The 27,000-nt window shown below is 35.0% G+C and carries 24 protein-coding genes and 1 pseudogene; 8 read left to right on the forward strand and 17 right to left on the reverse strand.

Annotated features, from left to right (window positions below; translation table 11 throughout):
* Window positions 1-21 precede the first annotated feature (21 nt).
* Window positions 22-1,809, forward strand: a complete 1,788-nt coding sequence (locus tag VF726_RS17880; RefSeq protein ID WP_440170724.1) for a response regulator — start codon at window positions 22-24, stop codon at window positions 1,807-1,809.
* 240 nt (window positions 1,810-2,049) lie between these two features.
* Here VF726_RS17880 and VF726_RS17885 read toward each other — a convergent pair whose 3' ends face one another.
* From VF726_RS17885 to VF726_RS17900, 4 genes are all read right to left on the reverse strand, one after another.
* Complete coding sequence (locus tag VF726_RS17885; protein WP_440170727.1) at window positions 2,050-4,440, reverse strand: penicillin acylase family protein; 2,391 nt, start codon at window positions 4,438-4,440, stop codon at window positions 2,050-2,052.
* Between the two features lie 100 nt (window positions 4,441-4,540).
* Window positions 4,541-7,960 (reverse strand): DUF4132 domain-containing protein, encoded by a 3,420-nt coding sequence (locus VF726_RS17890; RefSeq protein WP_440170729.1) that lies wholly within the window; start codon window positions 7,958-7,960, stop codon window positions 4,541-4,543.
* Window positions 7,961-8,070: 110 nt separating this feature from the next.
* Window positions 8,071-8,814 carry a DnaD domain-containing protein gene (locus VF726_RS17895; RefSeq protein WP_440170731.1) on the reverse strand — a complete coding sequence of 248 codons (744 nt, stop codon included), beginning with the start codon at window positions 8,812-8,814 and terminating at the stop codon, window positions 8,071-8,073.
* Between the two features lie 343 nt (window positions 8,815-9,157).
* Window positions 9,158-10,933: an S-layer homology domain-containing protein gene (locus tag VF726_RS17900; protein ID WP_440170733.1), complete on the reverse strand. Its 1,776-nt coding sequence runs from the start codon at window positions 10,931-10,933 to the stop codon at window positions 9,158-9,160.
* Window positions 10,934-11,365: 432 nt separating this feature from the next.
* Between VF726_RS17900 and VF726_RS17905 the strand changes: the two genes are divergently transcribed.
* Window positions 11,366-12,073 carry a DNA alkylation repair protein gene (locus VF726_RS17905; protein WP_440170735.1) on the forward strand — a complete coding sequence of 236 codons (708 nt, stop codon included), beginning with the start codon at window positions 11,366-11,368 and terminating at the stop codon, window positions 12,071-12,073.
* A gap of 78 nt (window positions 12,074-12,151) precedes the next feature.
* On the opposite strand, the gene VF726_RS17910 is transcribed toward VF726_RS17905, so the two are convergent.
* Entirely contained in the window at window positions 12,152-12,484 is a 333-nt protein-coding gene (locus VF726_RS17910) for a DUF3895 domain-containing protein (protein WP_440170737.1), read from the reverse strand.
* A gap of 406 nt (window positions 12,485-12,890) precedes the next feature.
* On the opposite strand from VF726_RS17910, the gene VF726_RS17915 reads away from it, so the two are divergent.
* Window positions 12,891-13,994 carry an S-layer homology domain-containing protein gene (locus VF726_RS17915; protein ID WP_440170739.1) on the forward strand — a complete coding sequence of 368 codons (1,104 nt, stop codon included), beginning with the start codon at window positions 12,891-12,893 and terminating at the stop codon, window positions 13,992-13,994.
* Window positions 13,995-14,105: 111 nt separating this feature from the next.
* Here the strand turns inward: VF726_RS17915 and VF726_RS17920 are convergent, their stop codons facing one another.
* The gene (locus VF726_RS17920) at window positions 14,106-14,564 is read right to left on the reverse strand and encodes a VOC family protein (protein WP_440170742.1); all 459 of its coding nucleotides are present in this window, start codon (window positions 14,562-14,564) and stop codon (window positions 14,106-14,108) included.
* 360 nt (window positions 14,565-14,924) lie between these two features.
* Between VF726_RS17920 and VF726_RS17925 the strand changes: the two genes are divergently transcribed.
* Window positions 14,925-15,332 carry a DUF4279 domain-containing protein gene (locus VF726_RS17925; protein WP_440170744.1) on the forward strand — a complete coding sequence of 136 codons (408 nt, stop codon included), beginning with the start codon at window positions 14,925-14,927 and terminating at the stop codon, window positions 15,330-15,332.
* 102 nt (window positions 15,333-15,434) lie between these two features.
* On the opposite strand, the gene VF726_RS17930 is transcribed toward VF726_RS17925, so the two are convergent.
* From VF726_RS17930 to phaZ, 4 genes are all read right to left on the reverse strand, one after another.
* Complete coding sequence (locus tag VF726_RS17930; protein ID WP_000166305.1) at window positions 15,435-15,635, reverse strand: NETI motif-containing protein; 201 nt, start codon at window positions 15,633-15,635, stop codon at window positions 15,435-15,437.
* Entirely contained in the window at window positions 15,619-16,815 is a 1,197-nt protein-coding gene (locus VF726_RS17935; RefSeq protein ID WP_440170747.1) for an MFS transporter, read from the reverse strand. Before VF726_RS17935 ends, VF726_RS17930 begins: the two co-directional genes overlap by 17 nt.
* A 113-nt stretch (window positions 16,816-16,928) precedes the next feature.
* Window positions 16,929-17,162: a hypothetical protein gene (locus VF726_RS17940; protein ID WP_440170750.1), complete on the reverse strand. Its 234-nt coding sequence runs from the start codon at window positions 17,160-17,162 to the stop codon at window positions 16,929-16,931.
* Window positions 17,163-17,202: 40 nt separating this feature from the next.
* Window positions 17,203-18,114, reverse strand: a complete 912-nt coding sequence (gene phaZ / locus VF726_RS17945) for an intracellular short-chain-length polyhydroxyalkanoate depolymerase (RefSeq protein WP_440170752.1) — start codon at window positions 18,112-18,114, stop codon at window positions 17,203-17,205.
* 174 nt (window positions 18,115-18,288) lie between these two features.
* Between phaZ and VF726_RS17950 the strand changes: the two genes are divergently transcribed.
* From VF726_RS17950 to VF726_RS17960, 3 genes are all read left to right on the forward strand, one after another.
* Complete coding sequence (locus tag VF726_RS17950; protein ID WP_440170755.1) at window positions 18,289-18,705, forward strand: MarR family winged helix-turn-helix transcriptional regulator; 417 nt, start codon at window positions 18,289-18,291, stop codon at window positions 18,703-18,705.
* 15 nt (window positions 18,706-18,720) lie between these two features.
* The gene (locus tag VF726_RS17955) at window positions 18,721-19,920 is read left to right on the forward strand and encodes an MFS transporter (protein WP_001190340.1); all 1,200 of its coding nucleotides are present in this window, start codon (window positions 18,721-18,723) and stop codon (window positions 19,918-19,920) included.
* A gap of 101 nt (window positions 19,921-20,021) precedes the next feature.
* The gene (locus tag VF726_RS17960) at window positions 20,022-21,278 is read left to right on the forward strand and encodes a serine hydrolase domain-containing protein (protein WP_440170757.1); all 1,257 of its coding nucleotides are present in this window, start codon (window positions 20,022-20,024) and stop codon (window positions 21,276-21,278) included.
* A gap of 420 nt (window positions 21,279-21,698) precedes the next feature.
* Here the strand turns inward: VF726_RS17960 and VF726_RS17965 are convergent.
* From VF726_RS17965 to VF726_RS17975, 3 genes and pseudogenes are all read right to left on the reverse strand, one after another.
* A pseudogene (locus VF726_RS17965) lies at window positions 21,699-22,487 on the reverse strand (ABC transporter permease subunit).
* Window positions 22,484-23,389: an ATP-binding cassette domain-containing protein gene (locus VF726_RS17970; RefSeq protein WP_440170760.1), complete on the reverse strand. Its 906-nt coding sequence runs from the start codon at window positions 23,387-23,389 to the stop codon at window positions 22,484-22,486. Before VF726_RS17970 ends, VF726_RS17965 begins: the two are co-directional and overlap by 4 nt.
* A complete protein-coding gene (locus VF726_RS17975) occupies window positions 23,386-23,625 on the reverse strand; it encodes a PLD nuclease N-terminal domain-containing protein (RefSeq protein ID WP_440170763.1) in 240 nt (79 codons plus the stop codon). The genes VF726_RS17970 and VF726_RS17975 overlap by 4 nt, the downstream gene beginning before the upstream one ends.
* Window positions 23,626-23,750: 125 nt before the next feature.
* Here VF726_RS17975 and VF726_RS17980 point away from each other — a divergent pair, with 125 nt between their 5' ends.
* Window positions 23,751-24,293 (forward strand): transcriptional regulator, encoded by a 543-nt coding sequence (locus VF726_RS17980; protein ID WP_440170766.1) that lies wholly within the window; start codon window positions 23,751-23,753, stop codon window positions 24,291-24,293.
* A gap of 160 nt (window positions 24,294-24,453) precedes the next feature.
* Here the strand turns inward: VF726_RS17980 and VF726_RS17985 are convergent, their stop codons facing one another.
* From VF726_RS17985 to VF726_RS18000, 4 genes are all read right to left on the reverse strand, one after another.
* Window positions 24,454-24,873: a YvaD family protein gene (locus VF726_RS17985; protein ID WP_440170768.1), complete on the reverse strand. Its 420-nt coding sequence runs from the start codon at window positions 24,871-24,873 to the stop codon at window positions 24,454-24,456.
* Window positions 24,870-25,232, reverse strand: coding sequence for a DMT family transporter (locus VF726_RS17990; protein ID WP_440170770.1), 363 nt, complete (start codon window positions 25,230-25,232; stop codon window positions 24,870-24,872). Before VF726_RS17990 ends, VF726_RS17985 begins: the two co-directional genes overlap by 4 nt.
* 14 nt (window positions 25,233-25,246) lie before the next feature.
* Complete coding sequence (locus VF726_RS17995) at window positions 25,247-25,804, reverse strand: TetR/AcrR family transcriptional regulator (protein WP_440170772.1); 558 nt, start codon at window positions 25,802-25,804, stop codon at window positions 25,247-25,249.
* 443 nt (window positions 25,805-26,247) lie between these two features.
* A complete protein-coding gene (locus tag VF726_RS18000) occupies window positions 26,248-27,000 on the reverse strand; it encodes a DUF7225 domain-containing protein (RefSeq protein WP_440170774.1) in 753 nt (250 codons plus the stop codon).

Below are 27,000 nucleotides of genomic sequence, written 5' to 3' on the forward strand. Positions count from 1 at the left end.
GCTATTTAGGGGGTAAATGACTTGTTTGATATGGTTAAATATTGGTTTTGGTATGATTGGATTATGTTAGGAATCCGTCTACTTGCTAGTGTGTCTATCATTCTAGCTACATTAAATTTTCAGGATGGTTTAACATTACCACTTTGGATTATTATTCTTTGGGAAATTATTGCCTTCTCTGTTCCATGGGTGGCCTTACTATTCAATTATAAATATTATTTATTCACAGAAATATTGCTTTATGGTGGACTATGTATATATTTAACCTCTTTATTTCCAGAGGCTTACAATATTTTTCTTATATCAGTGTTTCTTATCGCAGCAAATAGTAAGCATTTGTCCTATTATTGGACAGCTCCAACAACAGTTTTTATAACAACTGGAATTTTCTATGCGGTTGCGCCAAGTAATAGCTATTGGGTTATGGTCATCTATTATGGATTCGCTTATGTAATGGGATTCGCCTTTCATTTATTAATTGTCAATCATAAGCAAAATGAAGCAATTCGTAAACAAAACGCGGTACTTGAGCAGTATATGTCTCAAATTGAACGCATTACACTGGCAGAAGAACGGAACAGGCTGTCGAGCGAGCTTCATGATACAGTTGGTCACGCTTATACTTCTATTATTATGGGGATGGAAACTTTGCGTACCGAACTAGCTACTGAAATGGGTATACAGCGGCTAGATTCTCTGCTTGAAATGGGGCGTAAAAGCATCGAGGACGTGAGAGGTTACCTACATCAAATGGATTCTCCGTGTCAATCGCCTTCCTTGATTCAATCTCTACAAAATCTTGGAGCCGAATTTCAGGAGCACGCTCAGGTACATGTAAGTTTTAGGACATTCGGAGAGGAATATCAATTGTCTCGGCAAGCGAAGATCGCATTCATTCGTTGCTTACAAGAGTCCCTTACGAATGCAGTACGTCATGGTCAAGGGACTGAAATTATAGTTTCATTGCAGTTTGAAAAACAATATACGAGGTTAGAAGTTCAAGATAATGGAAAAGGAAATGTAGAATGGCAGGAAGGCTTCGGTATGAATGCGATGAAAGAACGGGCAATGAATTTGCAAGGGCAATTTTCTGTATATACAAAGCCAGAGGAAGGAATGCTTGTTACATGTACCATACCGCGACAAACTGAAATAAAAGATGGACTTATTCGTTTGTTAATTGTAGACGACCAGCCATTTGTTCGGGAAAGTTTGAGGACACTACTCGATAGATATGAAGATTTAAATGTAGTCGGTTTGGCCGAGGATGGCAATCAAGCCATCGATTTGTGTGGGCGCCTTCAACCCCATGTTATACTTATGGATTTAGATATGCAGCACATGGATGGAGTCGAAGCAACCAAAAAGATTAAGCAACAATGGCCACATATCCGCGTATTGATTTTTACAACTTTTCAGGATACTGAACAGGCGTTGGAATCGCTTCGCAACGGTGCGGATGGTTTTTTACTCAAATCTATTGAAACGTTGGAACTAGCTAATACGATCCGACTTATTCACAAAGGTGGGACACTGATTGATCAGGGAATGTCTCACAAAATATTTGAGAAGTTTGATGAGCAAAAAGAAACGCCACAATCAAAAGCAACCGCTTATGAGCTAACAGCTAGGGAGATTGAAATATTGCAGCTAGTAGCAAAAGGACTTCGATACACTACCATAGCATCAAGGTTATATTTATCGAATGGTACGGTCAGAAACTATGCTTCCACAGCCTATACAAAGTTAGGAGTCCGCAACAAAGAAGAAGCTGTTCAAAAAGCTCTAGAAATTGGAATTATTGAATAATAAAAAAGAGTAACAAAGAAACAGAACGCTTTGTGTGATTTCTTTTGTAACAGAGTAAATAAGGCCCATTATCGTATAAGTAAATGTTAAAACACTTACTGTTGTGGAATAATAAAATCATTGAATCTTATTCTCTAAAATACAAAAGCCTACTATCCACTTAACTGATAGTAGGCTTTTAAAATTATTTAAGGATTGGTTTATGTTCTAATTTATAAATTTTCATCAATAGAAATATTATCACTTCGGCTCTAAATTTAACACTTTCCCTTCTATTCCATCTGTATTCAGTGTAGTCATATGATACGTTCCGTTTACCCAATCATCTATTTGATCATGGTACCAATCACTTCTAAAATGTCCTGATTGTCCTGGCCCTACGATATGATAACCGTTTGACATATCTTTCGTATCAATTACGAATCGCCAAGAAGCTCCGTGATTGACAATACCGTTATCTCCGTAACTCGCTGCTTGAACGGTAACTTGGCTGCCGCCAATCGGAACTAGTTTTTCACGATTAAATGCAAGTAGTGCTAACATACTAGATGATTTTGAGATTGGATGTGTAAAAGCAAGTTGATGGTAATCGCCCCACTTCCACTCTGCAACATTCGGTCCATATTCCTTCTGTAATTTCTTCATTACATTTTCGTACGAAGTATGCACAACTTTCGTGAAGCCGCCGTACTTCGTAAACCAAGCGCTCTGTTCTCCTGCTACTTCTTTTCGAATTAATTCATCAACAACTTGTGACTTCCCTTCAAATAACTCCATCACATCTTTCGGTATTTCTTTTGAAAATAACGTATTCGAAATCTCTTTCATTAACAAATGGAAAAGTAGTGGTGCTGATTCATCTTTACTATCGTAAAAATTCCATTTCGTTAATTGTTTTACACCTTCTTTCTCTACTTCATTTAACGATGCTTTATTTAACTCTTTTAACAATATAGGAGTAAATTCTTTCCCATATAAATTTTTTTGATCCATCTGTAATTCTTCTAAATCTTTCACCGTATACTTTTCCCTCTCTTGCAAAAACTCTTGAATACGCATTTGTCTATATGGCTGTGCCCACGTATTACTAATATGGTACGGATAATGATCATCCACAATTTTATTATTCGCAGTTGAAATAAACCCTTGTTTTGGATTGATTACTTTTGGGAGTTGATCATATGGGATATACCCTTCCCATTCATATTCATCTGTCCACCCTGGTACTGGTAAACTCCCATCTCCTTTTTTACGCACTGGTATATTTCCGTTCGCTTTATAAGCAATTGTGCCATCATTTGATGCAAATACAAAGTTTTGAGTTGGTGTATGAAAATCTTGAAGAGCCGTTTCAAACTCATTCCAATCTTTTGCTTTATTCATATTTAATACAGCCTTTAATTCAGCGGAAGGTTCCAAAGCAGTCCATTTCAAAGCAAATACTGTTTTCGTTTTCTCTTTCCCTTTATCCGCAAACTCTGAAATGACTGGACCGTGCCTCGTAACCGTCACATTATACGGTATTGTCTTTCCGCCTTTTACTTTAATAGATTCATCCACAACAGTCGCTTTTTCCCACTTATCTTTATACAAAAATTCATTTTCATTATTAGGATTTCTCTTCTCAATATATAAATCTTGCACATCAGGGCCTGTATTCGTAACGCCCCATGCTATTTTGTCATTGTGTCCTAAAATAACACCTGGTACTCCAGCGAAAATAACGCCACTTACATTCAAATCTTTCATTTCAAGTTTCGATTGATACCAAATAGAAGGCGTGGCAAGAGATAAATGAGGATCATCCGCTAAAATCGGCTTACCAGACGCACTCTTCTCACCGCTTATAACCCAGTTATTACTACCATTAAACTCTGGTGGTATGATCGTTTTTGCAAAACTTTGCGCTACGTCCACATTTGTATTTTCCAGTTCAGCTAGCAATCTAGGCGCATCTTTCGGATATGTAGGAAATAGCTCATTTGCTTGCTCTTTCGGTAAATTTTTCAGCGCCCAATATCGAAACGCCTGTCCGTGCCAATGTCCGCCTAAGTCAAACGCCATATACTTTCCAATCGTTAACGTATCAACTATGGACCATTCAGCAGGCTCATAACCTAATATAGTAAACTCAACTGGCAATTTCTTTTCCTCTTTCGCCTCACGTATAAAAGCATTCACCCCATCAGCAAATGACTGCAGAGCATATTTCGCTTCTCCGTCATATTGACTAACGGATGCTTCAGCTGCTCTCCGTAAACCGAGCGTTCGAAACAATTTATCTCGATCAACAGCTGCTTCCCCTACAACTTCACTCAACATCCCAGAAGCTTGCCTTCTACTTAAATCCATTTGAAACAAACGATCTTGCGCTTGTACATACCCTTGCGAAAAATATAAATCATGTGCATTTTCCGCTTTAATATGCGGTACCCCTTTACTATCCCGTTTTACAGTAACAGCATGTTGTAAATCCTCTAGCTTTATCGTTCCATCTATCTTTGGCACAGAACTAAGCGTATATATGTTCAAAAAAATTACTGTACAAATAACTAGTAAAAGAACGATACTACTAGACCAAATAAAAATTCTCTTACCTCTCGTTCGTTTCTTCTTTATGACGACTTCCATATTACCCCTCCTTTCTCAAACTATTCGCTTTTATTTAAGGAAGAACCTTTTAGAAAAGTTGAAAAACCCCTTCATTTTCCTACAAATGAAGGGGGAATTTTTAACGTTTGTTACGCCAGCTTTCATTATGACCGAGATTTGAATCGGTCGCTAATTGTACCTCATATAATCTTTCACTAAAAAAGCGTTTATCTACTTGTTTTGGTACAATACGTCTTTCATCATCAATTTCATCGTATTCATATGAACCTCGGTTTACTGTACCTGCTTTATAAAATTGAATCTCAAATACACATACATCTTCTTCATCTTCATAGCCAATCGGTGCTCCACTAAATGACAGTTGCGCCCCTAATCCAGTGCGAGTATCTTCTTTATAAAACGTATAATACACGCCGCCATCTTGAACCGACCCGCGAATCCACCCAAGTTTCGTCATCTTACCGAATAACGAGCGACCATTTAATAAAATACCGCCAAATCTCTCAACAGTAACCTTATCGTTTTCCTCCACTACAAACACTGGACGTTCAACTTGTAGGAATGGCTGGACAATTTTCGAATTTTCCAGTTGCTCTTTCCACATTCCCTTTTCCGCTCCAGATAATTCTAGCGGATGAATTAAACCAATTACAGTTCCAGATGAAGTTTCATGTTTCTCTCCTATTATTGAATAAAACGTACCATCCTCCGCATTACGGAACATTTTCAGTAACTTTCCTTCCGCATACTCACCCCAAATAAGTGAAGTGGAAAATTGCTTCATAATTGGATTTTCTAAAAATACCAATTTCCACGTCTCGTATGACCAATAGCGCTTTAATGATAAAGCGGCTTCCAAACGTTGTTTCTGTATGGAAAGTGCATTTCGAAGCTCTTTCTTTAAAGCGGCTAACTCTTTCTTAGCTAATTCAGCTTTTTCTATATCATCTTTTGCATTTGGCTTTGGTAGTGACTTCACACGACTCCCCTCTTCTGTCTCTAATTCTATTTTTGACTCAGAAGTTAAAATAGCAGTAAAGCATCTATCCCCAAAATCAATCTTCTTCTCACCACGTATATTGAACCCAAGATCTGGTACTAGTTGATCTTCCAGCTCTTCTTCCGTTATACCACGTGTTTTCGCAGCAAGACTTAGTGCTTCTTTTGCCGCATTACGCACTTGTTTATGTTTATATTTAAATGCCATTGCATGAATAGACATAAGTGCAAGCTTAGATGAGGACAAACCTAGAGCACGAACAGCATCTGCTGCAATCTTTCCTCTCATATGAAGCACCCATTCATCGATTTGCTTTTTAAGTATACCGACCATTTTGTCATCACTATATATTCCATATAACGAAAGAATACCGCGTTTCTTCACATCTGCATCTTGAAAAATCCACATTTGATATATCGCTTGCACATATTCTTTCAAATCTTGCTCATTTAAATTACTACCAATTACTTCAGCTGCCTCTTTCTTTTCGATGACAGAATCTGAAATGTACTGTTGTATATAAGCTAATGAAATTGTGGCATCCGCAATTTCATTTGAATGACGAAGACGGATTTGTGGTTCATCCCCAATTAATTGTAGAAGTGAATTTCTTTTTTGTTCCGTTACAATACGGCCACAAAGTTCTTCTATATTTTCTGAGTTTCTTTCCACTTCAAGTAATGGAGCAAATTTTTCAACAAAAGAGGCATTTTTCTTTTCTTTCAATGCTTCCTGTACAAGTTGCATATATGTTTCAACCTTATACTCTAGTAGTATTTTCATCACATTTTCACGAACAATTTTCTTTTTATTATGAAGTTCAACTGCTACATCTGCTGCAGCTTCTACATCTTTTGAAAGAATTTCAACTACAGACTCACGCATTTTTTTCGAAGAATCTCCTAAGGATTTGATTAAAATGGGACGCATTTTAATCATGTTATCCCTTGCTAACTCTTCTAAAATATATGCTTTCGCCACAGTAGAATACTCATCAAATTTTTCAATGATGTACGCTTGTTCTTTTACAATGACATGAACAAGCGCTTCCTTCGCCTTATTTCTCTCCTCACTGTAGCATGCAGCTTGTTCAACTGCATAAGTGATAAGCTTTTCCTTGCTTAATCCATACGAAAGAAGATCTTCTAATACTTGTTTCGGTTCTATCCCTCTGACAGCACATTCATACAGAAGTTCATATAAGTTAATGTTATATTCATCTCCCAATTGCAGTGTAAGTACAGCTTCCCTTTTCGCTACATCATCTACATCCCAAAGAAGTGCAACCTCTAACACTGGCATCCCCCAATACATACTTCTATACTTCGGATTTTTAAGTATTTGCTTCATTTCATCAAATGACAATTTCCCGAGTAAATAATCACGATACGTATCCCGCACCGTAGACAACTTAAGTTGCAAAGCAGCAACAAAAAATTCTTCTCGCATTCTCCCTCTATTTAACTCATGTCCTTTTTCAGCCAACATTCGTGCGATTATGAGATAATTAATTTTACTTACATATTGCAAAGTACGTTGAACAAATTCAGGATTTGCTTCCACCACAGAGCATAACATTTCATATTCATACGTCTTACAAAATTCTTCATTATTTAAATTATGTTGCCTCAGGCGGTGTGCAAAAAATCTTTCCTCCGAAATCCAAAACTGTTTACAAAAACTTTGAATTTCATCATAGGTTTTCTTATTTACACTCCCTGTTCGTTTATAGTTTTGAGGCTGATTGAGAGCTTGACACACGTAACGCGTAGCATGATTCATAAAACCCCAAACGTTTTTCTTCGCTAATATTTCAACATACCGCCTCGCAATATTTGAATACTGATGATTACTAAATAATAGTCGCCAAATATATTCTGGTAAATTTGCACCTAAAAATAATTCTCTATCGCTTTCACCTTTTATATACCGTTCACCTGCTTCAACCTTTTCCTTTTCTCCATTTAAATTCAATATAAATTCAGCATGTTCTTCTAATCTCTCATCCAATAAAGAGCTATATGTATGGAACCTCTCATAATCTACTTCAAACATTACGAGAAGTAGTGATAGTTGCTGTTGATTTGATAATTTTAATAGCTGCTCTTCTATATAGTTCGGATTCTCACCTATTAATTCTCGAAGAAAAACATACGCTTCATCCACATAACTTGAAATATTAGTTAAATATTTACATGCACTTCCCAAAAGTTTATCCAATGGAAGTGTACTTTTTTCTAAATAAATCTTCATATTAGCAAAATCCACATATTTAAACCTTATTATAAGAACATTTAACAATTGCTCCCCTAACAAATAATAAAATAACCGAAAGAAAGCCGGATCTTGTTTATATACTTTCCTAAAATCATTTATAAACTGATTTGCAAAATCGCTTCTATTTTGATCTCTAATTGTCGTTAGTTGTATATTATTTAAAATCTCTTCATCTTTCGTTTTTAAATAACGTAATGATAATTGTTCCTGCTCTTCTGTCATATGGACATATTGAAACAACTGAGCTGTATTTGTAGTCAAACTTTGTTCCCCCGCATCTGTTTATCCATTATAAAAATACCCTTATTTACTTGTAGTATAGCATAAAACTAACAAAAACGAACATATATTCTATATTAAGTTAATGTAAATTAAAACACACTACTCAAAACACTTCTCCTTCTCTCCAAACTTCCCATTACACACTTCTCTCCACCATATTTGCTACACCAATTCCTCAAAATCCCCTTCACATAAGCAAACGTTCGCTTATTCTGTTCAAATGCAATTTTAAGCGCCTCTAATACTCTCTCTCCTGAAACTTTTCGTATCCACTCCTTCAATTCCTTCACAATATATGGAGATAAACTACTTATATGTTGTTCGTAAAATTTATAAACTTTACAATGCGAAGTATCCTCTTCTATCTCTCCTTCTTCAACAACTACTTCTAAACTACTATTATCCTCTTCTTTCGGCATTCCAAAATGCTGTAATAACAATGGCATCTTCCATTCTTCTTCCAAACATTTACGTAAAAACATATGTATGAACTCTTTATTTTTTACAGTCTTTAACTCACGTAACACACATTTCTCTACATTCGTATTTAATATCGGGTTATAGTGTAGCCAATTTAGTATGTATAACTCTTTCGTTTCCGCATCGTATAAAATCTTTCCATATTCAACAAACCTATTTAATAACTTCTCAACAGTCTCCATACTGTATCCTGTTTCCAGTTCTGCCACACGCTTCGGTAATACATAAATTCCACATTGCTTCGTTTTCGTACCAGTTAACAAATATATGTAAAAATAACGCTCCTCTGGCGTTAAATCTAATATGAATTCATCTTGCCAAAAGTTCACCTGCACATTACGGTACACCGCCATATATTTCCCTCCTCCTTTTATTTTTAAAAAGGCAGAATTCAATCCTTCAATATACATATAGGAATGAGGGCTTTGTTTTTGCGTTTGAATTTCAAATTTTTTTAACTACTACAACGCCGGTTTTATTTTTTCGCGCTTTTTTGTTCTTGTAGTTGTTTTTGTTTTGTATTGTTTTTTCTTTTCTTAGTGATTTATTACTTGGTAGGGGCTTATGAGGGGCTTGGAATGGGCTTATGAGGGGCTAAAATAAAAAGGAGCTATTCCCAAATTTTCATTTTGGATAGCTCCTTTAGAATCTTTATTAATTTTCTTGTACCATTACAAACTGCTACATACACTTTATTTATTTCTGCATAGAGTCTAACATCTTCACTAAAAAGGCAGCTGCCTCACCACGAGTTGTTGTACCTTTAGGATTAAACTCATTATTTCCAACACCCGTAACTACCTGTAAGCTATATAATCGTTGAACAGGCTGTTTATATGTGATCAAATGTTGGTCTGTAAATGGTAATGCGACTAATTCACCTGTAGCACCTTTATACTGTAATGCGTTGTCAATCATGATAGATGCTTCTTCACGAGTGATAGATGCGTTAGGATCAAAAATCCCGCCGCCACGACCGTTAATAATTCCTGCACTTGCACTACGTTTAATACCGCTATGAAGGGATGGATGCGCTTTGTTCATATCTACAAATGACTTATTTCCTTCTGGTAGCTTTAGAGCATTTGAGATTAATGTCGCAAACTCAGCTCTCGTTACATTACGATAAGGCGCAAATACACCATTTCCTTCCCCATGCATAATTCCGAGACTGTTCAGCTTACGAATATGCCCTTCAAACCATCCACCTGTAATATCATCTTTTGGTTTTTGTACTTCTTTATTTGGCACATTGTAGTTTATCTTAATCCAACTTGGGTTATAGAAAATCCACTCATCGTTACCTACTTTATACCAACCGTTTTTAACTGCTAACACTTTGTAACGGTCTCCTTTTGAAGCTTTATAAACGATATGATGCTCAAGGCCTACGCCACTACGTACGTTTATGCCGTCACCATTCACTACAAGCTCCATATTAGGTTCAGCTGGATTATATTCATTTGAATCAAATAACTCATTTCTTTCTTGTAAAGGCGAGTCAATTTGCGCATTAACATTTGCATACCATTGAATACCCTGTACGAAGCTATTCCAATTCCCGCGAGAAATTAAAATATCAGGACAGTTTTTTCCACTCCATTGTTGATGCCTGTAAATGTGATCCGCGCTAATTCCTCCTTTATTCATTAAGTAACCTGCAAGTCGCTTCGCATTCTCTAACGCTTTATTATAATCTCCATCTTGGTTAACTGAAATTTCAATTCCGATAGATTCTCTGTTTCCTGATCCATCCCCATCTCCTGCATGCCAACCATTTTCATTTGTTGGTAAGTGCTGATAGATTTGTTTATCGTCTACAGTAAAATGCCAAGAAGCCGTTCGGAACGTACCTTCCGTTGCTTGTTTATACAAATATTTCGCATGATTTTCAGCATTCGCACCACGAGCTGTATTTGCAGTCTCATGAATTGTAATATAACGTGCTTTCATCGGATTGGCAGGGCGAATATCAGGATTTCCTGCTGGAACAATCCACTCTATAAACGGGACACCAGCAAGTGTTCCATATTTCTTTGTCGTCATCGATGCACTATACTGAATAGCTCTTGGCTTTTCAACCGGCTTCATTTCGCGAGTAGAACCATCATTTCGACCGTCTACATGTTCAAATGCCTTTTCAATGTTTGAAAGAGCTTCTTCTTCCGCTACTTGACCTCTTTTAGCTTCTTTCATTTTATGTAACTCTGCTGTTTCATCATGTTTATGCTTATATTCTTCTAAAAGAATTTTCTCGTTTTCTGATAATTCTGCTTCGTTAATTTGCATGTAATCTGGCGTTTCTAGATTGAAATTAGAATAACTTAATCCGTTCGTTCCACGCTCCCCTTGCGCGATACGAAGTTGATCAGTTTGAAGGTTTTTACTCTCTTCTGCTGATATCGCTAAAGGTGCGCTCCCTAACATTACTAAACTTGTTGATAGTGCGATTACCTGTTTTTTAATATTCATTGCTGTATGAAATACCTACACAGTTCGTGTAAGTATCCTAACCTCCCTTTATTTTCTCATTAGTAATACTATGAATCTACTATGTATGTATAAAACTATGTTTATTCCACCCTTTTATAAATACTTTCACTTTATCCCCAACAGGCGAATGATAGTTTCTATAAAATCCCTTAACAGACATTATTTTATAACCAATTGCAATTGCCGTCAAAAGTACTTACGAAAAATAAAAAAACTATACTCCGATAAATACAACAAATGTTACTGCTCTCCTCTCTATTATTTTCACCATGGATATGCAAGGGATTACAGAAAATAGACATACCTCTTGAATACGATTAAAATTGGAAAGTGAAGAAGATTTAATAAGAAATATAAACTAGACACTCGCAGTTAAAATTGTCTTTATATTAAGGAAGGAAGTGCACAACTTTGGATTTTAAAACAGTTATGCAAGAGCTTGAGGCCCTAGGCAAAGAAAGAACGAAAAAAATATACATATCTAACGGTGCGCACGAGCCAGTTTTCGGCGTAGCTACAGGCGCTATGAAACCAATCGCTAAAAAAATAAAATTAAATCAGGAGTTAGCTGAAGAACTTTATGCGACAGGCAACTACGATGCTATGTACTTTGCAGGCATTATTGCGGATCCGAAAGCTATGAGTGAGTCTGATTTTGATCGCTGGATAGACGGAGCGTATTTTTATATGTTGTCTGATTATGTGGTGGCAGTAACTTTATCAGAATCAAATATTGCACAAGATGTTGCTGATACATGGATTGCAAGTGGGGACGAGCTTAAAATGTCAGCAGGCTGGAGTTGCTACTGCTGGCTTTTAGGAAATCGCAAAGACAATGAATTTTCCGAGAGCAAACTTTCCGGCATGCTTGAAATGGTAAAAAATACAATCCATCATTCGCCAGAACGAACTAAATCCGCTATGAATAATTTCCTAAACACTGTAGCAATTTCATATGTACCACTACACGAAAAGGCGGCCGAGACTGCAAAAGAAGTTGGTATAGTTGAAATAAAACGTGAAAATAAAAAGAGCAGTTTGCTAAATGCTGCAGAGAGTATTCAGAAAGAACTTGATAGAGGAAGACTTGGTTTCAAACGTAAGTATGTTAGATGTTAAACGATTAAAGAAGGTGTCAATCTAAGCAAGATTGACACCTTTTTTATGAGAAAAATGAATGAATTCCCTCTGCACACCTTATTCGTTAAACATTTCTTCATTCAATTTATAAACCCTATCTCTTTTCTCATCACTTTTGACAAAAATAAACTTTCCTTCTTTAACAAAACCTTCTAATAGTAAGCATACTTGTCCATATGCTTTTGGCTTATTCGTTGTGAACCTTTCATCTGATATTTTGCCAGATCGTATTAATTGTTCACATAGCTCAAGCGCACTTATTTCTTCCGAATCCACTAATTCCAATATATCTTTTTGTAATGGCGATAAAGGCTCTGGTATATTAGCTACCTCCACCTTTTCTGGTTTGTTTTCTTCTTCAAATAAATCTTCAAATGAAATTTGATTCATTACTCCTTTTCCTTTCTAACGATTAATTTGTATAACATGAACTGAATCCTATAGCGTAGTTATTGTTATGTATTACTTACCTTTTTACATAAATCTCAAACTCATGTACATCGTTTCATATAGTATGTTTTGATTATACCAAATATATGTTCTATCTTCTATCGTAGATTGAAAAAAGACGCGTTTTACTGTTCACAAATAGCGAAAAGGAGTTTATATGCTTTTTGTTGAATGGATTTATAAATAGGATGATTAAGTTTCATGTAGGTTAGAAAAATAGACATTTATTTCATAGAAATTTATGGTAAATACTCATTAATTACATGTTATAATCACGATGTAAACATTAAATTATATTAAATGTTTAGGTTATTCAATTCGTTTCATATAACAAGGGGGTTCACAAATGGGCAGAAAAACAAGTACAGTTAAAAAGTTTTTTGGCTTCGTACTAACCGTAGCACTAGCAACTACAACGATGGTAAGCACGGTAAATGCAGAAACACTTACGAAAACAAACGGTAATGAAAATAGCTATAAGGCAGTTAGCAATAATGACACTGTATTTACAGATGTACCAAAGAACCACTGGTCAAAAGTTGCTATCGATTACTTAGTGTCAGCAGGGATTTATAAGGGATATGGAAATGGGAAATTTGGTTTTGGAGACAACGTTACTAGAGGACAGGTAGCTTCTTTAGTCAATCGATATTTAGGTTTAAAAGCAGACGATAAACAAGGGAATATGTTTAGTGATATTACAAATCATATGTTTGAAAAAGATATTAAAGCCATTGCGCAAGCCGGAATTATGAAAGGTGATGGCACAGGTACATTTCGTCCAGATGATGTATTAACTCGCTATGAGATGGCAGTAGTATTACAAAAAGCATTTCATTTAGAATTAAAAGGACAAGGGAACTTTAAAGATGTACCAAAAGGGCATTGGGCCTATGAATCTGTAAATGCAGTGCGTAGTAACCGCATAGCACAAGGTGACGAATCAGGTAATTTTATTGGAAATACGATTGTAAAGCGTGAGCAGTATGCACAATTTTTATATAATGCAATAGCAAAAAACAGAGATTATAATTTCAACATCAATTCAAAAGAAGAATTGAAACAAATGTTAACAACCGCTTTACAGAATGGGACGTTTGGTCCATTTACATTAAATACATTGCGTAAAGATATATCTGAAGTAAAAAAAGAATTTGGTGTGCCTGATGTTTTGAAACAAGCACCTTGTACAGAATGTGATGCACCTAATATAGCGGTATACGGAGATTATTATATTGATATGTACCCTTCGGACGCAAGATATATATGGGTGAAAATGGATATCCCTATCCACGAATTAAAAGAATGGTTTGGTGAGCCCGATTTAATCGGAGAGGATATGACTAGTGAAGGCTTTATATATAAACGAGGAAGCTATTCTCTTTATTTCAGCTTCTCTGATGGTTATATTCAACGCGCTGAAATATCTAAAGCTGAAGATCGTTATTAAGTTACAAACAATAAAAAAAAACCCTTCAAGAACATGCCTTTTCTTGAGGGATTTTTTTGTCTCTATCTATTTAACATAATACAAAGCTATAACACTCCTACTGATCAAACTTTATTTTTCTTGGTGCTCCGCTTCCCATTCACTTAAATAAGTAGCATATTCTAATTCATCTGGATCATCATGTAATATAGAAATAAACTCTAATTTATTTCCATCACAATCTAGAAAATATACGCTTGCAGCTGGCATCCACCTTTGAACAATTGGCTCTTCATTCCCTTTCCCCTGACTCCCTACTACCTCTATTCCACGCTTCTCTAACCATAATTTAGAAATCTTTAAAAAATCTAAATCTACACGAAAAGCGAAGTGTTTCATCTCAAACTCTTCATTACTATGTACTTCCCATAATCCGAGCATTTGTTTTTTATTTTCTCCTATCCAAAAGAAAGCAACCCGCCTTTTCGATAGTTTTTTTGCTAATATTAAACCTAACTTATTTTGATAGAAATCTATCGCCTTTTCTAAATTTCTTACATGTAAATGAGTTTCGTATATGCTTTGTATCATTATATATTTCTCCCTCCCCTACATTCAGATTTTAAAAATATATTTTGTTTTTATCATACAAATTAATATATTTTTAAGCATCCTACTTTTGTATAATTGTTCTTTCCTACAACGGTATAGGTATCAACTTTAACTAATGTCCCCACGCCAGAATTCAATACAATAAAACTAGTTAGCCTATATTCCCCACACTAATCAAGCTTTTATGGAAAATTGCTCTCACCTACTTTCCCCCATTAGAAGCTTTACTGCCCACAAATAGCAATATAAAAATTCTATTTACATTCGTAAATTTTTATATTGTAATAAGAGTAACATCTTAATAATAAAGGAGGAACCGTTCTGGATAAAACCAAAGTTATGGCTTACTTTAGTGTAACGGGTGATATATTCCCTGTTGAAGCAATTACCGAGGCCCTAAGTATCAAGCCTACAAGAACTTATAAAAAAGGGGATGTTGTTGCAAGACGTGATAATCCGAATCTTGTATCCACCAAAACCCTATATAGAAAAGAGACGGATTGGATTTTAAGCACTGGATACCAAGAATCATACGATATAAATAATCAGTTGCATATTATTCTAAAATCCCTTGAAGGAAAAGCAGAACAATTAAAACATCTCAAGAAGAAATATAGTTTAGAGTTTCTTTTTATGATAGTAATTCAAGTGGAAAATAACGAATCACCCGCGATGTATTTACAAAAAGAGATTATTAATTTTGCTAGTCTCATTCAAGCAGAAATTCATTTTGATCTATATATTTAGTAAAAATAAAAACGCTATTGATATTGAAATCAGTAGCGTTTTTATTTGACCATATGTTTTATCTTACTTGTACCCAAAAGCAAATTCTTTTTATATAATTTATTACTTCAATTTCCCCTCAAAAACAATTTTCCTACCGCACGGTTCAACTTCTGTTTTTCCGTTTTTCTTCACTTCATGAAAGATTGGCTCTTCCATGCGACGTGATGGTGCGTAGCCTTCTTGTTCCATACGTGCTAAGCAGTCTGTAATTGTTTCGTTTTCAAGTACTTCAAATTTCTTTTTATTAGGTTGTTTTGTCATGCCCTAACCTACTTTCTATTTTTCTTGATGCGAATTGATTCTTCATGTAGACGATATATAACATTGCGAGAATTCCTATTATAATCATAACCGCAATAAAAAAGCTTGTATACTGTATTTTTTCTATAAATACGCCTCCTAATACAGGTCCCAGTATACTTCCTAAACTAAATGCGATTCCAGATAATATATTACCTGCTGGTAGTAAGTGCCTCGGTAATAAATCTGTCATAAATCCAAGTCCTAAAGAGAAGCACGATCCAATGACCATACCCGCTAACAGCATACAGGCAAAGACAATCCAGTAATATTGGTCAAATACAGCTGCCAGTAGAAAAATCCCCGTACTTACGCTGAACGTCCACGTTAAAATACGATCTCTTCCGTATTTATCACTTAATATACCAAGCGGTATTTGTGTAATAATGCCGCCAACTGCAAACGCTGGCAATAAAAAGGATACTTCTGAGACGGACCATCCTTTTCGAAGCGCGTATACTGGTAAGTTACTATTTAACATTGCTTCCAGTACGCCATATGCAAGTGGTCCCAGCAGTGCAATCCATCCTAATCCAACAACTTGTTTATAACGAGAAAATGATGATTCACTCTTCACTTCTCTTTCATCTTGCGTCGGGAATGCATTTTTCGTTGGCAGTAGTAAAAGCCAACCTATTAAGCAAAGTATAGTAGATATCATAAATGGTGTTGCAAGACCGTACTGAACAGTGCTCGCTAAATACGGACCAACAGCAAAACCAATTCCGAAGAATACACCGTATATCGATACTTGTCTCCCTATTTTACTCGGGTCTGATGTTGTCGTAATCCATGTTTGTGTTCCAACATGAAGCATATGATCTCCAACCCCAACTAGAAATCTAAGAATAAACCATACCCAAAATGAAAAAGTTTGTGTAAAAAAGAATAATGATATAACAACGAGAAACCCACCAATCACAATAATTGGCTTCATTCCAAACTTTTGCATCGGTTTTTCAAGAAACGGTGAAATAACTAATATCCCAATATATAATGCCGTCGCATGAATACCGTTAATACTTGAACTAACCCCTTCTTGTTCAAAAATCATTGCAATGGCCGGTAAAAGCATCCCTTGTGATAAACCTGAGATTGCTACAATTCCAACCATAATCCAAAACGTAAAACGCATCGACATCCTTTTCCCTCTCCTTCTCACGCTTTCCACTTTTCATTATAAACTGTTTCTGCAAATGCGTGTACGAATATTCGCAATTAAAAAGAAGCTAAAAGAATGAATCTTTTAGCTTCTTATCCTTCCCAAACTTGTGCTTTCACATTGTTATGGAATTGCTTGAAATACGGATGTTTATAAAAAGCAGTTTCATACGCGTATTGCTGTGCATTAGCGATTGGTGGCTGCGGGTATTGCAGTTGTAAAGGAACTACAGCTGGTGAAACTTGTATATACAGCGGAGCTATCATCATTTTTGTATATACATGATGATTATATGGCGAATGAGCAATGAAGAACGGATGATGCATTGATAATCTCCCCTAATACCTTTCATTTCGGGGATTGTTTCTATTCTAACCAATCCTCTACATGCTTAATAAATACATCTAAGCAATCTATAAACGGTGAGTGTCCGCAATCTTCTAATATCTTCAACTCTGCATTCGGCAAATGTTTTGCTAATTCCTCACCTACTACTTGCGGTACGACGTAATCTCTGTCACCTTGTATGACGAGTGTCGGAGCTTTAATATGTTGAATTTGCTTATTTCCTTCTACAACTCCATTATGTTCATTCGAAATATTAAATGTAATGAGCGCATAATTTACATCTACGAAATTTCGCTGTGTTAACATATCATCTAAATACTTTTCATAACGATCTGATTCAGGTTGATTATGTGTATATATTAATAGATTCCATACTGTACGGTAATATAATTTATTCATATTTTTTATCGCATCTAGCACCGGTGCAATTTGTACCGGATCTTGTGCGATCTCTTCTTTCGTCTTTACTAAACTTGATACGATCGGCTGCCCGTTAATATCTTTTTTAAAAATTGGATATCCCTTCATGCCTACTGATTCTACTAAAATTAACTTTTCGACAAACGTTGGATGATTCGCTGTAAATTGCATCGCAACACCACCACCCATTGACCAGCCCATTAATGAAAATTTCTCTAATTTTAATTGATCGATAAATAGTTTTACATCTCCTGCAAAATCTTGTAATGAATCTATCGATTGATTATATGTTGATTGGCCAAATCCTCTTAAATCAAGAGCGTAAATATGGTATTGATCTTGCAACTTTTCAATAACTAAATCCCAGTGTTGTGACGATGTCATGTTCCCGTGAATGAGTACAAGAATTTCTGTATTTTGCCTTCCAACTTCCTGATACGCAATCGTTTCTCCGTTCGATAGTGAAACAAACTCCATTGTTGCAGGCTTAATCATCACAAGTTCCCCCATTCTTTTTAATAGAAAGAAAATTCTTTACTTACTTAAAGAATAACATGCAGAATGTATGTTCTCAACAAAAAAGCTATACGAAATTATTACATAAATCAACATGTCTATTACTAGACAATTATCATAAAAAAGGATATAGTTAGCTAGGTAACTAATTTGAAAGGATCAAAATACATGGACGAAAAACAACATTTTTTTCACATTGTCAGCCAGACTTCTCGAAAATTCACAAAGAAATTTAATGAACGCGTATCTCCCACTGGGCTATTTAGTGCGCAATGGGCCGTTATTTTCCGCATTAATCAAACCGGTTCTTGCACGCAAACAGAATTATGTCAGTATTTAAATGTTGAATCACCAACGATGACTCGTACGCTAACACGTATGGAAACGATGGGCTGGATTATTCGTACAGAAGGTAAAGATCGCCGTGAGAAGCTTATTTCTTTATCAGAAACAGCGATACAAATGATTCCGGTATGGCAAGAAGAAGTTGATACTTTCGAAGAAAAGACACTAGAAGGTATTAACGAAGATGAGTTACATCAAGCATTTCAAGTGTTACAACAAATTATTAAAAACTTAGATTAAATTGGAGGGATGACGATGCAAAGTGAAAAACTTTGGACGAAGGATTTCCTCGGAACTTGTTTTAGTAGTCTATTTCTCTTCTTAACATTTTATATGCTCATGACTACTTTGCCTGTCTATGTCATAGACGGCCTAAAAGGAAAACCTGAGGAAATTGGTTTAGTTGCAACTGTTTTTCTTATTTCATCTGTTTTATGTAGACCATTTACAGGAAAATGGCTTGATGAATTAGGGAGAAAGAAAATTTTATTTATTTCACTGTCATTATTTTTAGCTGCTACTGTTATGTATTTCGGTGCACAAAGTTTATTCTTATTACTTGCCCTTCGCTTCTTACATGGTATTGGGTTCGGTATGGCAACAACTGCAACTGGTACGATTGTCACAGATGTTGCGCCAGCTCATAGAAGAGGCGAAGCACTGGCCTATTTCGGCGTATTTATGAGTTTGCCGATGGTAATTGGTCCTTTTTTAGGTTTAACAATTATTTCTCATTTTTCATTTACTGTACTATTTATCGTTTGTTCCGTATTTTCATTGCTTGCATTTTTATTAGGACTACTTGTAAATATTCCGCATGAAGTGCCAGTAAGCAAACAAAAACGTGAAAAAATGAAATGGAAGGACTTAATTGAACCATCTTCTATTCCAATCGCTCTGACAGGATTTGTTTTAGCCTTTTCTTATAGTGGTATTTTATCCTTTATTCCTATTTATGCGAAAGAGATCGGTTTAGGAGAAGTTGCTAGTTACTTCTTTATTGTATACGCGCTCGTTGTTGTAATTTCTCGTCCATTTACAGGAAAAATTTTCGATCGATTCGGTGAAAATGTACTTGTTTACCCAGCTATCATTATTTTCACAATCGGGATGTTCATTTTAAGTCAAGCACAAACTCCGTTTTGGTTCCTTGGCGCAGGTATGTTAATCGGTTTAGGTTACGGAACATTAATTCCAAGTTTCCAAACGATTGCGATCTCTGCCGCTGCAAACCATCGACGTGGTTCCGCGACAGCTACGTACTTCTCATTCTTTGATAGTGGTCTCGGTTTTGGTTCTTTCATTTTAGGTATCGTCGCAGCGAAATCAAGTTACCATAATATGTATTTCATTGCGGCTATTATCGTTGCTTTCACTTTACTTCTCTATTATGGATTACACGGACGAAAACAAAAATTCAAGAAACAACATACAGATGGAAAAGTTTCCGCTTAACATGAATAAGGAAAGTAAACTTCCCCGTTTACTTTCCTTATTTTGTATTTCTTTCAATAGAAGCGTATACTTATAATAGAAATAAAAAGGAGGGACCCCCTATGAAACTTAAAAAATCTCCCCTACTCTTACTCATAATCACATTTATATTTGTAATTACAGGGCTCGGTTTTACATACTTCAAACATAATAAAACAATCCCATCGAAAAACAACGTGACGAAGAAAAATTGGTTAGATGACCCGTACTTACGTTGGTCGTATACACATATGAAAGAATTCACTTTAATTAACGAAGTGAAAAATAACCCGGATCACGTTTTCCACTTCCCTACTGCATCGCAAAACTTAGACGATTTTACTGTGGAGCGTAGATTTGGAACGACTCCTCTAAAAAAACTTTTAGACGATAATAAAACGGATGCTTTTGTCGTTGTACACAATGGACAACTTGTATATGAGCGATATTTCAACGGGTATAAAGAGAGTGAACCTCATGGCATGGCATCATTAGCGAAGGTTTTTACCGGGGCAATTATACAATCTCTCGCTGAAGAAAACCGTATTGACTTAGAAAAAACGGCTGACACATATATAAAAGAATTAAAAAATACACCGTTCGGTAATGCCACGCTCCAGCAATTAATGGACATGCAAGTTTCTGCACAGTACCCTACTCATGGATACGAACATCCAGCGTTAGAAAATCAAGATGCACAACTATATTTAGCGAGCAATATTTTACCTCGAGGTAAAAACTACGACGGTCCGATGAAAATTTATGATATGTTACGAGAAGCAGAAGAAACTGCACCGCCTGGTTCCGATTTTTCTTACGATAACGGATCAGCAGAAACACTCGCTTGGATTATTCGAACGATCACAGGTAAATCATTAGCTGAAAATGTTAGCGATCGCATATGGTCTCAAACTGGTATGGAAGAAAATGCTTATTACGTCACCGATGAAACAACAGTTGAACAAGCAAGCGCTGGCTTAAATGCAACTGCTAGAGATATGGCTAGATTTGGGCAATTACTATTAAACAACGGGGAATATAACGGAAAACAAATTCTCCCTTCTTCTATTACTGAAAATATAAAAAATGTCCAAGAAGGTGAACTTGCAGTTGGCCCTGGGGCTTCCATTTCTTATCATAATCAATGGTGGATTCCGCACAATGAACAAGGTGCTTTTGAAGTGTTAGGTAGTTACGGACAAACACTTTACATCGATCCGAAAGCGAATATGGTAATTGTCCACTTCTCTTCTAACGCTACGCCAAGTAATGAAATACATTCCGTTTACTCCAATATGTATATTGATATTGCACATCATTTAGAGAAGCTTCCACAGTAGTGGAAGCAGGAGTTTAAACCTTACATGTATGACTATTTGATTGAACACACGATCTGTTGTGTTGAAACATCAATATATCTAAAAAAGGAGCTCTCTTGATAAAGAGAGCTCCTTTTTTATTTCTTCTTCTTTTCTGTCGGTTGACTTTGTTTAGCGAAATTAGATGAATCATCGAAATTTGGTTGCTTTTTACCAGCATTATTACTTCTACCTTTTCCCATATGTAATACACCTCCCCTCACCCTTACTATTCCCAATAAAAAAATCCTCTTGCATCCAGAAGTTTTTTTATTGTCCCTTATTCATAAGGCACCACTGTTCTCGTAGTACTTCCAACACTTTCAGTTAGAGAAGCTTTCACAGTAGTGGAAGCTTTTTATTGTTGGGATGTTTTATTTAAACCCATTACCCTCATCACGTTTATTCATAATGAAACTTTTTATTAGCAATCCAATAATACATTACGAAGAGTGTCAACAAAATTCAAACTATAGTTAGTAATCCTGTAATTATTACGTTTGAATGTACGTCCCCCGTAACTAATGTTTCCATTGCATACGTACTCATACTGGCTGGATTAAGCTGATCCATTATTGGATTCAAACCGACGATTACTCTACAGGCTAACAGGAAAACAATTGAAATTAATGCGATAATACCTTGACTGTGAAAAATAGCACTTATCATTGTTGTGAAAGATACGATAAAAAGAACCCAAATTAGATAAAATAGTAATCCTGTAATTAGGTGTGCGAATGGAACAGCAGTAAAAAGAAAATTTACATATAGATAAGAAATTACGTATCCAATTGTTACACTAAACCCTACCATTAAATAGTTTGACACTATTTTCCCACCTACATATGAAGTAACAGTAACCGGCCTTGTTAAAATAAAGGCCAACATACCATTTGCTTTATCGGTTTGAATTGCACCCATTATAGAAATCACTAGAATCATAAGTCCAAGCTGATCAAACTGGGATCCCAAAGTACTCGCTAATACTTCGCCTCCTTGTTGCGCTACCATACTTGGATCAATGGTAATTCCCTGTCCTCCACCTAACGCTTCTAAAATTGATGGCAAATAATGAGTTACTATCGGTTGTGTTGCGCCTAAAAATATAAAAACAATTGGTAGCCAAATAATCTTAAAATCACGTAACATTTGAACACATTCTTTTTTTATCAATACCATTGAGTTGTTCATTTTTGCACCACCAATTTCAAGAAAATTTCTTCTAAAGTATCGTTGCTCATTTCAAATTTAACGATGTCCACTTTATGTTCGAGTGCATTTTGCAGTAACCTATTTTTATTTATTTTGATACTTTCAACCTTTACTTTGATCTTAAGCCCAACCACTTCTACGTCCTTCACATACGGTAATTTTTTTACAACTTCAATCCACTTTTGATCTTTAGCTGTTATTTCAATCATTAATTTATTTTCACTATTACGGTGTAAAAGCTCCGTAATCGTTGTATCTTCTATTTTTGTTCCATCTTTTATAATGACAAATCGTTCACAGATTTCTTCTGCATCGCTTAATATGTGGGTTGATAATAAAATGGTTGTATCTTTTTTTATTTCTTCAATCAGATTTAATACTTCCCGCCGGCCGATCGGATCTAATGCGGATACAGGTTCATCCATGACAATAAGCGAAGGTTTATGCAATAATGCTTGCGCAATGCCAAGTCGTTGTTTCATTCCACCAGAAAATGTACTAACCTTTGCATTTTCTTCGCCCTTTAGTCCAACTTTCTCCAACATTTTTGGAATCGACTTTGACAATTCTTCTTTTTTCAATCCCGAAAGTTGGCCCATAAACGTAAGCGTTTCTCTCGCTGTCATCCAATGAAAAAAATTAGGATATTGAGGTAAATAACCAATTTCACTTTTCATTTTTGATATTTTTATTCCATTCAATAAAACTTCACCAACAGTTGGATGAATAATATCCGAAATTACTTTTATTAATGTGGATTTCCCTGCTCCGTTTGGCCCAATTAATCCGACACATTCCCCCGCTTGCAATTCCATCGAGAAATTATTGACAGCAATTTTTCCTTTAAATGATTTTGTTACATTTTTAATCTCTAGTTTCATAATTTCTCACTGTCCTTTCTCCCTATAACAAAGTAGAAAATAGATCCCAATATATTAACGAAAAGAATAATGAACGTCCATACAAGTACATTTTTTCTTGTTTTTCTATGTCGGTATAAATCAATGAATGCAATGAAGACTAAAAGTGCCCCCACTGCAATAACTGGCAATATAATGGGTAGAAAAGTCATAATATCAATGTCTTTAAGATCATTCAATCCATAATGTAGTTGCATTATTGTCATTCCTCCCTAAATTCATTCTCATTATTGATAATGATAAATCATAAGCGGATGAATTGCAAACATTATTCTCATTATTTATAATGAGAATAAAAATACATAATAAATAAGGTGAGTGAATGAGTAATAAAGTTGAAATTTTAATGCATCCCGTAAGAATGAAAATTTGCCAAGTGTTAATGAGAAATAAAGAAGATGGGCTAACGCCATTAGAAATGGTAAAAATCATTAAAAATGTACCACAAGCAACTCTATATAGACAGCTACAAACTATGGTTGATTCTGGTATCGTCCATGTAATTAAAGAAAAAAAGGTGAAATCTGTTTCTGAAAAATATTACGCAATCAATGAAGAAGATGCAAAAATTGAAGGAAGTGAATGGAAAGGCTTATCTGATGATGAAAAGTTAAACTACATTTCCTACTACCAGTTATCACTTATGACACAATATCAAAGTTACCTTAAGAAATTAGAAGAACAAAACAGTAAAGAAGATAAGGCTACTTTTTCTGTAGTGGAATTAAAGTTAGATGAAGAACACTTTGGAAAATTTCAAAGCGAACTTAACGAATTAATGATTAAATACTACAATAGCCAAAATAAAGATGAAATAGAGGCTCCGGTTCGGACCATCGCTATTACAATTATTCCAGAAACGTGAACTCACTCAACATACATAATACAAGCCGATGCTTCCTTACCATAGGAATCATCGGCTATCTTCATTTTGACTTTTGCTGTATGGCTGGCGAAAAAACTGAACTTGAAGCTGAAATGTTTTAGAATCTAGAATTCGAATGTGCTTAAAGTTGCTATCTATATTACATGAATTCTTTTCTCGCATTAATCTCATACGATCCACATTCTCTCCAAACACTTTTAAAAAAGAAGCATGGATAAACTAGTAAATATATATTAGGAATCCACCAAGAAATATCAAAATCTAAACGGATTGTCCAAAATGCTAGAGCTTGTAACCCTGAACAAAAAGTTAAAATTAATGATAAGAACGCAAAGTGGCTCCAAATATGTTTTTGTTTAGAATGTAAATATAAACTTAGAAATCCCGTTAACGAGATTAACAAATCTAAGGGTAAAAAAGACCAGTTCCATGCTACTAAAATAGGATCTTCATAATCTTTAAACAAATATTCTTGCGGAATCATATGAAAAATTGTTGTGAGCCAATATATAACAAACCCAAAATCAGTAATAAAGAAAAAATACTTTAATCGATTCAATGTATACGTTCCTCCACTATTTCTTTTTTCTTCGCTTCATGTGCCGCACTATTAAAATTTAATATTACGACTCCAACTAAAATAAAAAGAATTGCTAGTATCTTAATTATATTGATACTTTCTCCAAAATAAATAAAACCAATTGTTGTAATCGTTACAATTCCCATACCTGACCAAACTGCATATGCAACGGACATCTCCAACCCTTTTAATGCAAATGACAGAAATGCAAAACTTACTACATAAAAGATAAAAATAAGAATGCTTGGTACAAGTTTCGTTAATCCATCAGATAATTTCATCGCAGTTGTACCCGCTACTTCAAATAAAATTGCTAAGCATAAATAAATCCACTGCACTATTCTCCCACCTTCTATTTTGAATTAGAAATTCCATACAGTAACATATCCATAATCGATTCAAGCATACTTCCCAATGTATAATCACTCTTTTCTATAAACATAGGATCATATATGCGATTCAGTGCCCCCAAGTATACTTCAATAAAAAACGGGATTTGAATTTTTCTTATGCTTCCTTCTCTCATTCCCTCTTCTATTAAACCAATTACAGTAAACCAACCTTCACGTAAAAACTGATCTAATTTTAACCATTGGTAATAATGATGTTTTTTTAGTTCTACTAATAAACGTGCATCCATAAATTGAAATTGTTGCGGAATGCAAATTAAAATGAGTCTTATTTTTTCAACTGTTTGTAACGTACCGTCTTCAGCGATATCTTTTTCCTTTTCTTGAATACTTTCTATTACATTACGAATAACTTCATCTACTATTTCATCTTTTGAAGAGAAGTGCTCATAGATTGTCCTCTTACTGACAGCTAACTGTTTTGCTAGGTCACTAATTGTAAATGTAAACCCCTTCATTTGAATTTGATGAATTGTTTCTGTTACTATTCTTTGTTTCATAATCCGCCCCCTAAACCAATGGTACCAATTTGGTTTTTTCGGTACCATTTTATTTTACAATATTTAACATAATATATACAATAAATATTTTAAAATTTCTAATTTTCAACTCAAAACAGGTAAACATGAGAGCTATGGGGATCATACCTGCATATTCAACAATCAAGTGAATGTATAAAATAACACTCATACATGAAGATTTAAATAAAGTTAAATGCAATTCTATAAGACTATGTTGGTATATGTTCTTTTTTAGCTTGATAGGTATGTATAGAAAATATCAGTCACTACACACTAATAATTTTTAATGAGTAACAAAAAAAGGGTTACAAATTCAATGTATCCCTTTTACCAAGTGTCTTTTGTTTCATATGATTCCTATAACAATTACAAAGCTGAATAATCATCGTTGGAGCTGCTTACTTCTGCAAAAAAAGACACCCTTATACGAGTGTCTTTTCTACTCTCTTTAAAGAATGTATATCAACCTCATAAGTATTCCCATATGGTCTAAGCGATGGAATCTCTTCCTTTGGCCCATAAAATAATAGTTTCAAATCATCATCTTTATACTGAACTACGAAGAAGTCATCGAATAGGTCAAATGTCTTCTGATTGATCGTGATAAAACCTTTTTCTTGGGCAGTTGTTTTAACACTTATTCTTCGTCCATCTTTAATGACATCATATCCATGCTGATTAGTCACTTTGGATAGCTCACCATTCGTATAAAGAACACAAAAAAATTCACCTAGACGACCTATAAGATGTCTTAATTCAGTTGCCTTACAACCAAGAACATTCATTTCAAATCGTAACATTTCAAAGTATGCCTCATATAACTTTTTAATTTGTGAGATTCCTATTTTATCCTTATCCTTATAGAAAAGAAGTTTGCCATTTTCCCACTCCCCTACAACAGACTCAACATCTGTCCCTTTAGGTTTGTGAAAAACTAATCCTGTATAAGGATAATTTTCACCTACATACCTATAAGTTTTTTTGTTTATATATATAAACAAATTTTTATTAAACACTCTCCCTTTGTTATAACGGTTATAACAATAATCAGCAGGATTAATACTCCCTGGTTTCGTATTAAATTTTATTATTAATCTGTCCTTTATTTCTGCAGATGTTAAAGTATCACCTATTTTTTCTTTAAGAGCCTCTATAAATTGCTCATAAATAGTCAA

The sequence above is a fragment of the Bacillus sp. Brlt_9 genome (assembly GCF_051948935.1).
Lineage (GTDB): Bacteria > Bacillota > Bacilli > Bacillales > Bacillaceae_G > Bacillus_A.

Bases quoted from the DNA above. Each gene is read 5' to 3' on its own strand.
- VF726_RS17900 (WP_440170733.1), bottom strand. From the start codon at position 10,933: ATGAATATTAAAAAACAGGTAATCGCACTATCAACAAGTTTAGTAATG.
- VF726_RS17950 (WP_440170755.1), top strand. From the start codon at position 18,289: ATGGACGAAAAACAACATTTTTTTCACATTGTCAGCCAGACTTCTCGA.
- VF726_RS17975 (WP_440170763.1), bottom strand. From the start codon at position 23,625: ATGCAACTACATTATGGATTGAATGATCTTAAAGACATTGATATTATG.
- VF726_RS17915 (WP_440170739.1), top strand. From the start codon at position 12,891: ATGGGCAGAAAAACAAGTACAGTTAAAAAGTTTTTTGGCTTCGTACTA.
- VF726_RS17925 (WP_440170744.1), top strand. From the start codon at position 14,925: ATGGCTTACTTTAGTGTAACGGGTGATATATTCCCTGTTGAAGCAATT.
- VF726_RS17955 (WP_001190340.1), top strand. From the start codon at position 18,721: ATGCAAAGTGAAAAACTTTGGACGAAGGATTTCCTCGGAACTTGTTTT.
- VF726_RS17980 (WP_440170766.1), top strand. From the start codon at position 23,751: ATGAGTAATAAAGTTGAAATTTTAATGCATCCCGTAAGAATGAAAATT.
- VF726_RS17930 (WP_000166305.1), bottom strand. From the start codon at position 15,635: ATGACAAAACAACCTAATAAAAAGAAATTTGAAGTACTTGAAAACGAA.
- VF726_RS17910 (WP_440170737.1), bottom strand. From the start codon at position 12,484: ATGAATCAAATTTCATTTGAAGATTTATTTGAAGAAGAAAACAAACCA.
- phaZ (WP_440170752.1), bottom strand. From the start codon at position 18,114: ATGGGGGAACTTGTGATGATTAAGCCTGCAACAATGGAGTTTGTTTCA.
- VF726_RS17920 (WP_440170742.1), bottom strand. From the start codon at position 14,564: ATGATACAAAGCATATACGAAACTCATTTACATGTAAGAAATTTAGAA.
- VF726_RS17940 (WP_440170750.1), bottom strand. From the start codon at position 17,162: ATGCATCATCCGTTCTTCATTGCTCATTCGCCATATAATCATCATGTA.
- VF726_RS17970 (WP_440170760.1), bottom strand. From the start codon at position 23,389: ATGAAACTAGAGATTAAAAATGTAACAAAATCATTTAAAGGAAAAATT.
- VF726_RS17935 (WP_440170747.1), bottom strand. From the start codon at position 16,815: ATGTCGATGCGTTTTACGTTTTGGATTATGGTTGGAATTGTAGCAATC.
- VF726_RS17960 (WP_440170757.1), top strand. From the start codon at position 20,022: ATGAAACTTAAAAAATCTCCCCTACTCTTACTCATAATCACATTTATA.
- VF726_RS17885 (WP_440170727.1), bottom strand. From the start codon at position 4,440: ATGGAAGTCGTCATAAAGAAGAAACGAACGAGAGGTAAGAGAATTTTT.
- VF726_RS17895 (WP_440170731.1), bottom strand. From the start codon at position 8,814: ATGGCGGTGTACCGTAATGTGCAGGTGAACTTTTGGCAAGATGAATTC.
- VF726_RS17995 (WP_440170772.1), bottom strand. From the start codon at position 25,804: ATGAAACAAAGAATAGTAACAGAAACAATTCATCAAATTCAAATGAAG.